Origin of the sequence: Nocardiopsis camelliae, assembly GCF_028993595.1 — a bacterium.
In the GTDB taxonomy this organism is placed as follows: Bacteria; Actinomycetota; Actinomycetes; order Streptosporangiales; family Streptosporangiaceae; genus Nocardiopsis; species Nocardiopsis dassonvillei.
Window position 1 is genome coordinate 3,659,862 of sequence record NZ_CP118614.1, and the last position, 12,386, is coordinate 3,672,247.

The following is a 12,386-nucleotide window of genomic DNA, read 5'->3' on the forward strand; positions in this document are numbered from 1 at the left end:
AAGGGACACCCCCCATGCCGACGGAGGAACCGCGCCTGCTCGTGGTCGACGCGGTCGGGCTCACGCCCCGGCTGCTACGGCACGCGCCCCGGCTGCGCGCCGTGGCCGAGAAGGGCTGGCAGGCCCCGCTGGAGACCGTCCTGCCCGCCGTGACCTGCACCGTCCAGTCCACGTTCCTGACCGGCCGGACCCCCGCCGGGCACGGCGCCGTCGGCAACGGCTGGTACTTCCGGGACCTGGGCGAGGTGTACCTGTGGCGCCAGCACAACCGCCTGGTCCAGGGCGAGAAGGTGTGGGAGACCGCCCGGCGCCACCGGCCGGGTTTTCGCACCGCGAACGTGTGCTGGTGGTACGCCATGGGCGCCACCACCGACTGGACCGTCACGCCCAGGCCGGTCTACCACGCCGACGGGCGCAAGTCCCCCGACTGCTACACCCGGCCGCCCGCCCTCCACGACGAGCTGACCGCGGAGCTGGGGCCCTTCCCGCTCTTCCAGTACTGGGGGCCGACCGCGTCGCTGCGCTCCACCGAGTGGATCGTGGCCGCGACCCGCAGGCTGATGCCGCGAGCCGACCTGACCCTGTGCTACGTCCCCCACCTGGACTACGACCTGCAACGGTACGGACCCGACTCCGAGCAGGCACGCCGGGCGGTGGCCGACATGGACGCGGCCCTGGCGCCCCTGCTGGACGACGCCGAGCGCTCGGGCACGGCCGTGATGGTCCTGAGCGAGTACGGCATCACCCCCGCCGACAGGCCCGTGCACGTCAACCGGGTGCTGCGCGAGGCCGGACTGCTGGAGGTGTACACCCAGCACGGGATGGAGTACCTGGACCCGTGGGAGTCGCGCGCCTTCGCGGTGGCCGACCACCAGTGCGCCCACGTCTACGTCCGCGACCCCGGCGACGTGCCCGCGGTCGCCCGCCTCCTGGAGGGTGTGGAGGGGGTGGACCTGGTCCTGGACCGCGACGGGCAGGCCGGGCACGGGCTGGACCACGAGCGCTCCGGCGAGCTGGTCCTCGTGGCCGACCCGGGCGCCTGGTTCACCTACTACTACTGGCTGCGCGACGCGGCGGCGCCGGACTTCGCGCGGGGCGTGGACATCCACCGCAAGCCGGGCTACGACCCCGCCGAACTCTTCCTGGACCCCGCCGACCGGCTGGTCAAGGCGCGCGCGGCGGCCAACCTCGCCCGCAAGAAGGTCGGCCTGCGCTACGCCATGAACGTGGTCCCGCTCGACCCGGGCTGTGTGCGCGGCACCCACGGGCGCGCGCACGCCGACCCCGAGGACGGTCCCCTGGTGCTGTGCTCCGACCCCGGCTCCGCCCGGGAGCGCGTCGCGGCCACCGAGGTCCGCGACCTCATACTCGGTCTCGCCGGTGTGCCGGCACCGGCGGGGCCGTCCACCTCCTCCGTCTGAGTGACTGTTGGGTATGCGGGTGGTTGCGTGAGGTGACCGGCCCGGGTCGCTGGCGGGAGAACAGAACATCCCCGCCAGAATTGCGCTGTGTGTGCAGATGCAAGTCCGGCGGGGACGCCCGCCCATGCTACCCCTCCAACCTCTCCGACCCCGTCTGGGAGGTGATCGAGCCCCTCATGCCCGTCCGCGACCAAGCCAAAGGCGGAGCACCCCGCAAATACGACGACCGGCTGGTCTGGAACGCGATCCTGTTCGTGCTGCGCTCGGGTTGCCAGTGGCGGATGATCCCCCACGACCTGATCCCCTGGGACGCCGCCTACCGGTGGTACCGCACCTGGAGGGCCGACGGCACCATCGATCGGATCCACGACGCCCTGCGCGCCCGGGTCCGCGAGGAGGCGGGCCGCGATCGGGACCCCTCGGCGGCGGTGTTGGACTCCCAGTCGATCCTGACCGGGGAGGGCGGTACCGACCGCGGCTACGACGCGGGCAAGCGCACCAAGGGCCGCAAACGCCACCTGGTCGTGGACACGTTGGGGTTGGTGCTGGTGGTCGCGGTGACCTCGGCCTCGGTCCAGGACCGCCCCGGTGGGCGCCGGGTCTTGGAGACCTTGGCGGCCCGGTTCCCGACGGTGGGGCTGGTATGGGCTGACGCGGGGTACGCGAACAAGGTCGACAGCGGCCTGCTCACCTGGGCGTATGAGACGTTCCGGTTAGTGGTGCAGATCGTCCGGCGCAGCGACGACGCCAGGGGGTTTCAGGTGCTGCCGCGCCGGTGGGTGGTGGAGCGCACGTTCGCCTGGTTGGTGCGCAACCGCCGTTTGGCGCGCGATTACGAACGTCTGACCACGGGTTCGGAGGCCATGGTCAAGCTCGCGATGATCCGGTTGATGGCCACACGGCTGGCCGGTCAGAGCGAGCGGTGGAGCAACCGCTCTGCCGACCAGGCCGTGTAATCACCCGCATACCCAACAGTCACTGAGCGGGTCGGAGACGCCGCCGGTGCGGTGCCGGGGCGCCCTGTCCCCGTCGCGCGGGGCGGCACGGAAGGGGCACGGGGCGGGCGCCGCGCGGCGCCCGCCCCGTCGTCACAGGTCCCAGTCGGTGCCGTAGCGCCCGGTCAGCTCGCGCACGTCCTCGGGTGAGAGCACGGAGAACTCGCTCCCCCGCAGCGACACGACGATGCGCGAGGCCTCCTCCAGTTCGACGGCGCCGTCCAGGGCTGCCGCCGGTCCGGCGGCGGCCACGATCGAACCGTGGTTGGCCAGCAGGGCCGCGCGGAACCGCCCGGGCAGGCCGGAGAGGTTGTCGGCGAGCCGGTCGCTGCCCGGCGCCGCGTAGGGCACCAGGGGTGCCTGGCCGACCCGCATGACCAGGTAGGGCGTGACGGGCGGCAGCGCGGAGGCCTCCGACCAGGCGGGCAGGCACGAGGCCGCGCAGGCGTGCGGCGAGTGCAGGTGGACGACGGCGCCCGCGTCCGCGACCCGCCGGTACATCGCCTCGTGGAGCGGGAACTCCTTGGAGGGGGGCGGACCGGCGACGTGCTCCCCCTCCCCGTCCAGGACGGACAGGCCCTCGGGGTCGAGGTCGCGCAGGGAGACCCCCGTGGGGCTCATCAGGGTCAGTTCCCCGGCCCGCACGGACACGTTGCCCGAGGCGCCGGGGCTGAGCCCCAGTTCGACGGCGCGGCGCCCGACCGCGCACAGCTCCCGGGCCGCCTCTCGCGCTTCGCGGTTCACTTGTCCCCCTCCCAGGCGCGGACGAACAGGTCCTCGCGGCCGAAGTTGCCGGACTTGAGCATGAGTTGGACGTCCTCGCCGTCGCTGTGTCCGAGCGTCCACGCGACGCCCGGGTCGATCTCGGGTCCCAGCGCGAGCGAGGCCACGCCCAGGCGCCGCACGACGGCTCCGCTGGTCTCGCCGCCCGCGACCAGGAGAGCGCGCACTCCCGCGGTGACCAGGCGTGCGGCGATCTCGGCCAGCGCCTCCTCGATGAGCGGCGCGTCGGCGGTGTCCACGACGTGTTCGGGCGCGGCGGTCGCGTACACCACGAACGGGGACGCGCCGCCCTCCAGGGCGCGCTCCACGGCCAGCGACACCGTCGCACCGAAGTCCCGGCGCAGGTCGGAGGGGAGCAGGTGGTGTCCCCCGCCGTGGGCGAGGGCGTGGCGCACCTGGCCCTGGGTCGCCCGCGAGGCGCTGCCCGAGAGCACGACGCGCGGCCCCGGGGGCGGGGTGAGCGGCAGGCGGCCGGTCCCGTGGGGGCCGGTGAGCCCCTGGGCCAGGGCGCTGCCGCCGGTCAGCAGGCGCAGGTCCCGCGTCGCGTCGGCGAGCGTGCGCAGGTCGGCGTCGGTCAGGGCGTCCACGACCACGAACCGGGCCCCCTGCGCGCTGGCGGACGCGATGGCGCCGCGCACCGCGTCGGCCCCTCGGGCCACCACCGGCCAGGGCACCAGCGCGACGTCGTCCGCGCCGCCGCTGACCTGGGGGGCGAGCAGGCGCGGGAGGCTGGAGTCGGTCATGGGCGTGAGCGGGTGGTGGCGCATCGGGGACTCGTCGAGGGGGTCGTCCCCCACGAAGAGGTGGCCGCGGTAGACCGTGCGCCCGTTGGCGGGGAAGGCGGGTGCGACGACCGTGACGTCCTCGCCGAGGGCGTCGAGGACCGCCTCCGCGACCGGGCCGATGTTGCCGTCCGGGGTGGAGTCGAAGGTGGAGCAGTACTTGAGGTAGAACCGCTCGCACCCCGCGCTCCGCAGCCGGTCGAGGGCGTCCAGCGAGGCCGCGACCGCCGCGTCGGCGGGTGTGGTGCGCGACTTCAGGGCCACGACGACGGCGTCGGCCCCCTCCGCCGCGGCGGCGACGGGGTCGGCGCCGCCGGGGTCCCGCGTGTCCAGGACGACCGTGGTCCGGTGGCCGGACGCGGTGAGGGCGATCGCGACGTCGGTCGCTCCGGTGAGGTCGTCGGCGATCACGCCGAGGGTCGCCATGTGAGGTACTCCCTGTGGTCGGGGCGGGTCGGGCGGGCGGAGGGGTTCCGGCGCGCGGTGCGGCCCGGTGGCCGGGTGCGCCGGAACCCCCTGTGGGACGGGCGGGCCGGAGCGGAGCGCAGGCCCGGAGGAACACCGGTCAGACGACGCCGGTCGCGATCATGACGTTGAGCACGAGGAACCCGGTGACGCCCGAGATGAACGAGGCGACGCCGATCGACCGGATGCCCTGGCCCACCGTCATGTTGGACAGCGTGGTGGTGACCCAGAAGCCGGACGAGTTGGCGTGCTTCATGATCTGGGCGCCGGTCGCGCAGGCCAGGTACACCACGATCGGCGCCAGGCCGAGGTCGTCCATCAGGGGCTGCATGATGGCCGCCGAGGTCATCACGCCCAGGATGTTGGAGCCGGTGATCGTGCAGACCGCCGCGCCGACGAGGAAGGGGATGACGACCGGTGACATGCCGGTGCTCTCGATGCTCGCGGCGACGTTCTCGGCCACGCCGGTCTCCCGGATGATGGTGGCCAGCGCTCCGCCGACACCGGTCAGGGCCAGGGGCATCGCGGCGATGCGCAGGCCCGCCTCGAACAGGTCGTTGAGGGTGGCCTTGTCCTTCCAGCGCCCGCGGAACAGCGGCAGGGCCAGCAGGCAGGAGAGGAAGAGCGCCATCGTCGGCTCGCCGACGAACAGGACGGCCTCGGTGAACCAGGCGCCCTCCGGGAGCGCCGGACCGGCCAGGGAGGCGACGATGATGAGGACGATGGGGGCCAGGATCGGCACCAGGGAGCCGAAGAGGCCCACGTTGGCGGTGGACGCGGCGCCGTCGGAGGCGGTCTTGGGGCCGGTGTCGTCGGAGACCCCTGGGGCGCCTGTGGAGGGGGTGCCCGGGCCGCCCGCGCCCGCCAGGTGTTCGACGAACTCCGGCTTGGGCGGCACGTAGGTCTTGATGAAGGACAGGTAGACCGTCGCGGCGATGACGCCGGGGACGCCCACCATCAGGCCGTAGAGGATGGCCTCGCCCATGCTGACGCCGAGCAGCGACGCCGACGCGAGCGGGCCGGGGCCGGGCGGGACGACCGAGGTCATGATGTAGGCGCCGAGGTAGAGGATCGGGCCGAGCTTCATCATCGACATGCCCGTGCGGTAGGCCAGGGCGGAGACGATCGGGATGAGCATGACGACCGCGGTGTCGGCGATGAGGGGGATGCCCAGCACGGTCGAGGCCAGGGCGATCGCCCAGGGCACCCTCTTCTCCGCGAACAGGCTCAGGGCGGTCTCGGTGATCTTGGTGGCCGCGCCGCTCAGTTCGAGCATCCTGCCGAGCACGCAGCCGAAGATGACCAGGAGGCCGACGTCGGCGAGGGTGCCGCCGAAGCCCTCGGTGACCAGGCCGATGGTCTCGGTGCCGCCCATGCCCAGGACCAGGCCGAGGGCCACGACCACCATGAACAGCGTGGCCACGGGGTGGACCTTGAAGCGGGCGATGAGCAGTACGAGTACCGCGATGGCGGTGAGGAACGCCAACAGGGTGTAGATGTCCGACATGTCAGTGGGTCCGATCGTTCACAGGTGCGTGCGGGCGTGGCGCCAGGCGTCCAGGAGGGGGGCGCTGGCGTCGGCCAGGTCGTCCAGGCGCACCAGTGCGCCCGCCGCGACATCGCGGCACAGGGTGGCGTGGGCCGCCAGGTAGAGCGGTGCGACGTCGTCGGGGGCGTCGGCCGTGTCCAGCAGGACGGGGGCCACCCCCTGGACGTCGTGGTGGTGTCCGCCCATGTCCAGCCTGGTCCCGGCGGGGAGGTCGCGCCGGGCGCGCCCGGCCAGGACCGCGTGCGGGGCCGGGTGCCGGGGGGTCACCGCGCGGCGGCGGTCCACGGCGTCCAGCAGGCTCAGCGGGGTCTCCACGCCCATGAGGTGGTAGGGCAGGTACAGGCAGGCGTAGCGCCCCGAACGCGAGACCACGTGGCCCTTCTGCGCGAGCAGTGCCCAGGAGACGGGGTCGCCGGTGCGGACGACGGCGAAGACCCCTCCGGCGAAGGAGGCCTCCTCGGGCAGGCGGAGCACGCTGAAGACGTCCACGGCGCCGGGCCGGGAGAGGATTCCGCCGTCCTCGGCGAGGGAGTAGACGTCGGCGAGTTCGGCGACGCGCGCGACGGGGTAGTGCAGCGCCTCGGTGTCGGGCACCAGGCCCGTGTGGTTGGCGACGACCCCCATCTCGCAGTAGTCGGCGGCGGCCGAGCGCGACAGGCCCGCCACCGCGCGGGCGCGGGCGGCGAGCGTGGCGGGCACGTCCTCGCCCAGGGTGAGCAGACCGGCCAGGTCGGGGGCGTCGACCTCCTGGTCGAGCTGGCGCACGCGTCCCGTGTCCGGGTCGAAGACCAGGTCGTACTCGCCCGACTTGCCGATCGCGACGACGTCCAGGCCCAGCAGGCGGGTTCGCTCGTACCACTCGACGAGGTTGGCGGGCTGGTCGCCGATCCCGGGGGTGTAGACCACGCCCCGTTCCCGGGCGAGGTCGGCCAGCGCGATCCCGGAGACGGAGTCGACCTCCTTGGAGACCATGACCACGTGGCGTCCGGCCGCGATGGCGGTCCGCGCGGCCCGGGTGCCCGCCTCGGGGCTGCCGGTGGCCTCGACGAGCACGTCGTAGTCGGCGTGTTCGAGGAGGCCGGCGTCGGCGATCACCGCGATCCGCCCGTCGGCCAGCGCGGCCACCTCGTCCGCGCTGGAGCACACCGCCAGCGCGTCGGCGGGGTAGCCGAGTTCGGCGCACAGCGCGATCGTCCCCTCGGTGTCCAGGTCGCACAGGACCGAGGGCCGCAGCCGCTCCATCCGCGGGGTCTGGGCGAGCAGGGTGCGCGCGAAACCGCCGCGGGCTCCGGTGAGCGCGTAGCGCACGGGCGGTGGCGGCGCCGTGGTGGCGTCGGTGGCTTGCATGGGTTCTCCTTCTTCCGGCCTCGCGGGGGGCACGTGTGTGCCAGGCCGCTACGGCAACGCGCCATGTTTAACACCAGCGGAACACTAGAGTCAACAATTATCACGACTGGTACCATCTGGGAACACTCGTTACCATGGTGCCCATGAGCGGAACCGAGGGAGAGCGATGATTCCGGCGCAACGGCGTGAGCTGCTCGTGCGGGAGTTGCGCGGTACGGGCGTGCTGAGCGTGAAGGAGCTGTGCGAGATCCTCGACGTCTCGCACATGACGGTGCGCCGCGACATCATGACGCTGGAGGAGGAGGGGCGCGTCCGCTCGGTGCCCGGCGGCGTCGAACTGGTCTCGCAGGTGCGCTCGGAGCCCTCCTACCGCGACAAGTCGCGGGTGGACGTGGCCGAGAAGCGGGCGATGGCCCGCGCGGCGGCGGCCCTGGTCGGCGAGGGGCAGACCGTCTACCTGGACGCGGGCACGACGCTGGGGCACCTGGTGCCGTCGCTGTGGAGCGTCACCGGCCTCACCGTCATCACCAACGACATCACGACCGCCGCCTCCCTCACCGACCACCCCGACGTGACCCTGTTCCTCATCGGCGGGCAGATCGACCGCGAGAACCGCTCCTCGGTCGGCGACATCGCGGCCGCCACCATCGAGGAGTTCAACATCGACGTCGCCTTCGTCTCGACGAGTTCGTGGGACCTGAGCCGGGGCACCACCACGCCCTCGCGCGCGAAGGTCGCGGTCAAGCGCGCGGCCATGGCGGCGGCCTCGACGTCGGTGCTGGTCGCCGGGGCCGACAAGTACGGGGCCTTCGGCACGTTCAAGGTCGCCGCGCTCACGAGCTTCGCCTCGGTGATCACCGACGACCGCCTCGCCGAATCTTCCGTGCGCGCGATCCGGGAGCTGGGGGTGGGCCTAGAGGTCGTCACGCCCCAGCGGGAGGCCGATGAGGAGGCGGAGGCCCCTACCGCCTGACCCCCGCTCCGCCGGGGAGTGCCCGGGAGCCGGGCGCGCGTGCGCGTGGCCGGGTCGGCCCCCGCCGCGCCGGGGCGCCGCCCGGTCCTTCGGCGTGCCCTCCGGTCCTCCTGCGCGCGGGGTCGCGCCCGCCCGCGCCCCGTGTGCCGTTCGCGTGCCCGGACCGTGCGCGCCGATCGTGTACCCGGAGCGTGCTCCCCGATCGTGGGTCTGGAGCGTGCGCTCAGATCGTGGACCCCGATCGCGGGCTCGGATCGTACGCCCGGAAAACCCTGGACAAAATTCTTCCAATGTAAGAATCTGGGTGGGCGGCCCCGCCCCGCACCCTCGGGGGCGCGGCCGCGATGTGAGCGACAGGGCGACGCCCCAGCGAACGAAGGAGCCCCCCGTGCCGACAACATCCGTGCAGCTGTACTCGGTCCGTGACGAACTCGCCGACGGCCTGGAGAGCGCCGTGGCACGCCTGGCCGAGATCGGGTTCGCCCACGTGGAGCCGTACGCGTTCCACCTGGACACCGAGGAGTACGGGCGCGTGTTCGCCGCGACGGGCGTCACCGCGCCCTCCGGCCACGCCCCCGTGATCGACTCCCACACCCCCGAGGCGGTCTTCGACGCGGCCGCCGAACTGGGCATCGCGACGGTCATCGACCCGTTGGTCCCGGCCGAGCGGTGGCAGACCGCCGACCAGGTGGCCGGACTGGCCGAGCGCGTGAACCGGCTGGCGGAGCTGGCCGCCGAGCGGGGCCTGGAGTTCGGCTACCACAACCACGCCTGGGAGCTGAGCTCCCGCATCGGCGACAGGCACGCGCTGGAGGTGTTCGTGGAGCACCTGGAGCCGCGGGTCGTGCTGGAGGTGGACACCTACTGGGCGGGGGTCGGCGGGGCCGACGCCGCGGCGCTGCTGCGGGCCTTCGGTGACCGGGTGCGACTGATCCACGTCAAGGACGGCACCCTGGACGGCGACGTGACACGGCAGCGGCCCGCGGGCGAGGGCGAGGTCGACGTCCGCGCGGTCCTGGAGGCCGCACCGCGGGCGATCCGCGTGGTCGAGTTCGACGCCTACGCGGGCGACGTGTTCGACGGCATCGCGCGGTCGCTGGCCTGGCTCGGGGAGAACGACCGATGACGCGCACCGGGACCGGGACCGCCGGGGTCGGCGGGGTCGGTGGGGCCACCGGGGTGGCCGGGGTCGGCGTCATCGGCGCGGGCAACATCTCGACCCAGTACCTGGAGAACCTGACCCGGTTCCCCGACGTCGAGGTCCGCTTCGTCGCGGACCTGGACCTGGCGCGCGCCGCCGCGCAGGCCGACGCGTACGGTGTTCCGGCGTCCGGGACCGTGGCGGAGCTGCTGGCGCGCGAGGACGTCGAGGTCGTGGTCAACCTGACCGTCCCGGCCGTGCACACCGAGGTCGGGCACCAGATCCTCGACGCGGGCAAGCACGTGTGGAGCGAGAAGCCCATCGCCCTGGACCACGACGCGGCCGCCGGGCTGCTGGCCAGGGCCGGGGAGGCGGGGCTGCGGGTCGCCTGCGCGCCGGACACGGTGCTGGGGGCGGGGACGCAGACCGCGCTGCGCGCGATCGCCCGCGGCGACATCGGGGAGCCGCTGACCGCGACCACGATGTTCCACGTGCCCGGGCCCGAGTCCTGGCACCCGGACCCGGACTTCCTCTTCGCCCACGGGGCGGGGCCCCTGTTCGACATGGGCCCGTACTACGTCACCGCGCTCGTGCACGTCTTCGGCGCCGCGACCCGGGTGCAGGCCGTGGCCTCCACCGGCCGCGCGACCCGCACGATCGCGAGCGGCCCCCGGGCGGGTCAGGTGTTCGAGGTGCAGGTGCCGACGCACCACGCCGCGCTGGTGGAGTTCGGCCCGGGCCGCTCCGCCCAGTCCACGTTCTCGTTCCAGCACGCGCTGCACAGGGCGGGAATGGTGGAGGTCAACGGCACCGAGGGCACGATCGTCCTGCCCGACCCCAACACGTTCGGCGGGGACACCACCCTGTGGCGGTACGACCGGGACGAGCCGGTCACCATGCCCGCCGAGGGGCCCGTGTACGGGCGCGGGGCCGGGGTCGTCGACCTGGTCCGCGCGGTACGCGCGGGCGGGACCGAACGCGCGTCGGGGGCCGTGGCCTCGCACGTGCTCGACGTGCTGCTGGGCATCCGCGACGCGGCCGCCGGCGGAACGCCGGTGGAGATCACCTCGGCGGTGGAGCCGGTGGCTCCGCTCCCGCAGGGGTGGGACCCGGCCAGCCCGACGCTGGGTGCGGCGGGCGCCTGACGCGGGAGCGTTGGGTGCCTGATGCAGGGGCGGCGGGTGCTTGATGCGGGGGCGTTGGGCGTCTGAAGCAGGGGGCTCGGGTGCCTGACGCGGAGACCTCGGGCGTCGTCGCCGTGGGCGGGCGACGGCGCCCGGGGCGCGTTCACGGGGTCTGGGCCGACGGGTCTCCCCCGCCGGCCCCGTCGGCTCCGGTTCCGCCGGTTCCGCCGGTTCCGCCGGTTCCGCCGGTTCCGCTGACTCTGGCGTCTCTGTCCCCGACCTCGTCGCCCTATCCCCCACTGCCCTCTCCCCCGCCGGGCAGCAGCCGTTCCAGGACCTGGAGCGAGCGGTAGACGTCCACCTCCTGCGGGTCGAGCAGCCACTGCAACTGCAACCCGTCGGACGCGGCGATCACCAGGGCCGCCGCGTCGTCGGGGTCGATGTCGGCCGCGATCTCGCCGGAGCGCTGACCGGCGCGGACGCGCTCGGCGATGTCGGCGCGCAGCGCCCGGAACCGGGCCCGGACGAACTCCCGTGTCGCGGGGTGGCGCTGCTCCTGCAAGGCGTCCGTGGTCAGTGTCGCGTACAGCTCGACCAGGCCGGGGATGGAGCGGTTGCGCTCCGCGCTGCGTTCCATGACCGCGACCGCCGAGACGGCGTCCGGATCCGAGGGCTCGCGCCCCGTCGCCTCGTGCTCGCGGTAGACCTCCACCAGGAGTTCGTCGCGGGAGGCGAAGTAGTAGCGCAGCGCCGCGTGGGACACCCCGATGGCCTCACCGATCGCCCGTAGCGACGCGCCCACCCCGTGCTCGGCGAACACCTCGATCGCGCGCGACAGGATCTGTGACCGCCGCTTCTCGGCCTTCCGGTACGTCCGGCCGGAACCGCCCGTACCGCCCACACCATCCGCGCCACCCATGCCATTCGCACCATCCGCACCACCCACGCCACCGTTCACCACGCCCTCCTTCGACCCGGACCGCACGGTCGGCCGCCGCTGATGCGCGGCGGGACCGGTGCGGTTCTCTCCCTCGTGGACGCCTACCAGTGTGTCGGCATCGGCGCCGCGGCTCGTCCGTGACCGGGCCCGGGAGCCGGTCGGGACCACCGCCGGTTCAGGGGAGAGCGGACGCCAGGCCCAGGATCAACAGCGGGGGCGCGATCAGCGCCACGACGCGGACGACGGCTCCCGCGGAGGAGGAGAAGGTGACCGCCAGGCAGGCCCGGTGGACGAGGTAGCCGAACAGGCCGATGAAAAGGGAGGTGGCGATGATGAAGGCGTCGGGGCCCTCGGTGATCATCATGGACGCGGGGAGGAGGGCGTAGAGCAGGGCCGCGACGGCCGAGGGAGCGGCCTTCGTGGCCCGAAGCGTGGGGGTACTGCGGTCGGACGCGCGCCCGTGCTCGCACGCGCACCTGCGCTCGGACTTGCGTCTGCTGCCGAACGCGCGCCTGCGCTCCAGGAGGAAGGCGATCAGGCCGGGGAGCGTGGTGACCGTGAGGAGGACGGCGTAGGCAGTCGTGAGCACGGTGACGAGGAACCCGGGGGTGACGCCGTCCGCGATGGAGAAGGGCATCAGGAGGATCAGGAAGGCGTGGACGCCGCCGCCGGAGGCGATCCTGGAGACCGCTTCGGGAGCGGTCATCGCGTGTGCGGGCCCGGAGTCCGGGGACCTCGGCGCGCTACGGATGGTGTACGACAGCGGACGCGCGTTCTCAGGGGGTTTCGACCGCGGAGCCATACCGACATCCCACCACGGCGGAACCCGCTGTCGCCTCCGGCCCCCTGGGGCTCGGGACAAATGG

The 12,386-nt window shown here is 73.5% G+C and carries 11 protein-coding genes; 5 read left to right on the top strand and 6 right to left on the bottom strand.

All coding sequences use genetic code 11. The annotated features are described in order from the left end of the window. The first annotated feature begins 14 nt into the window (after positions 1-14). Both PV789_RS16080 and PV789_RS16085 read left to right on the top strand, forming a co-directional pair. On the top strand, positions 15-1,421 hold the full coding sequence (locus PV789_RS16080; RefSeq protein WP_274973383.1) for an alkaline phosphatase family protein: 1,407 nt from the start codon (positions 15-17) through the stop codon (positions 1,419-1,421). Positions 1,422-1,510: 89 nt separating this feature from the next. Next, positions 1,511-2,377, top strand: coding sequence for an IS5 family transposase (locus tag PV789_RS16085; protein WP_274973384.1), 867 nt, complete (start codon positions 1,511-1,513; stop codon positions 2,375-2,377). Positions 2,378-2,509: 132 nt separating this feature from the next. On the opposite strand, the gene PV789_RS16090 is transcribed toward PV789_RS16085, so the two are convergent. The 4 genes from PV789_RS16090 to PV789_RS16105 form a co-directional block, all read right to left on the bottom strand. Then, the gene (locus PV789_RS16090) at positions 2,510-3,160 is read right to left on the bottom strand and encodes a class II aldolase/adducin family protein (RefSeq protein WP_274973385.1); all 651 of its coding nucleotides are present in this window, start codon (positions 3,158-3,160) and stop codon (positions 2,510-2,512) included. Further along, positions 3,157-4,407, bottom strand: a complete 1,251-nt coding sequence (gene otnK, locus PV789_RS16095) for a 3-oxo-tetronate kinase (RefSeq protein WP_274973386.1) — start codon at positions 4,405-4,407, stop codon at positions 3,157-3,159. Before otnK ends, PV789_RS16090 begins: the two co-directional genes overlap by 4 nt. Positions 4,408-4,546: 139 nt before the next feature. After that, positions 4,547-5,953 carry a GntP family permease gene (locus PV789_RS16100; protein ID WP_274973387.1) on the bottom strand — a complete coding sequence of 469 codons (1,407 nt, stop codon included), beginning with the start codon at positions 5,951-5,953 and terminating at the stop codon, positions 4,547-4,549. A gap of 18 nt (positions 5,954-5,971) precedes the next feature. After that, entirely contained in the window at positions 5,972-7,342 is a 1,371-nt protein-coding gene (locus tag PV789_RS16105; RefSeq protein WP_274973388.1) for a homoserine dehydrogenase, read from the bottom strand. A gap of 166 nt (positions 7,343-7,508) precedes the next feature. Between PV789_RS16105 and PV789_RS16110 the strand changes: the two genes are divergently transcribed. The 3 genes from PV789_RS16110 (at position 7,509) to PV789_RS16120 (ending at position 10,601) form a co-directional block, all read left to right on the top strand. After that, positions 7,509-8,315, top strand: coding sequence for a DeoR/GlpR family DNA-binding transcription regulator (locus PV789_RS16110; protein WP_248770692.1), 807 nt, complete (start codon positions 7,509-7,511; stop codon positions 8,313-8,315). Between the two features lie 388 nt (positions 8,316-8,703). After that, positions 8,704-9,441 (top strand): sugar phosphate isomerase/epimerase family protein, encoded by a 738-nt coding sequence (locus tag PV789_RS16115; RefSeq protein WP_274973389.1) that lies wholly within the window; start codon positions 8,704-8,706, stop codon positions 9,439-9,441. Further along, positions 9,438-10,601 carry a Gfo/Idh/MocA family protein gene (locus PV789_RS16120; RefSeq protein WP_274973390.1) on the top strand — a complete coding sequence of 388 codons (1,164 nt, stop codon included), beginning with the start codon at positions 9,438-9,440 and terminating at the stop codon, positions 10,599-10,601. The genes PV789_RS16115 and PV789_RS16120 overlap by 4 nt, the downstream gene beginning before the upstream one ends. A 268-nt stretch (positions 10,602-10,869) precedes the next feature. Here the strand turns inward: PV789_RS16120 and PV789_RS16125 are convergent, their stop codons facing one another. Further along, positions 10,870-11,499: a TetR/AcrR family transcriptional regulator gene (locus PV789_RS16125; RefSeq protein ID WP_274973391.1), complete on the bottom strand. Its 630-nt coding sequence runs from the start codon at positions 11,497-11,499 to the stop codon at positions 10,870-10,872. A 196-nt stretch (positions 11,500-11,695) separates the two neighbouring features. Continuing rightward, positions 11,696-12,226 (bottom strand): hypothetical protein, encoded by a 531-nt coding sequence (locus PV789_RS16130; protein WP_274973392.1) that lies wholly within the window; start codon positions 12,224-12,226, stop codon positions 11,696-11,698. Between the last annotated feature and the right edge of the window lie 160 nt (positions 12,227-12,386).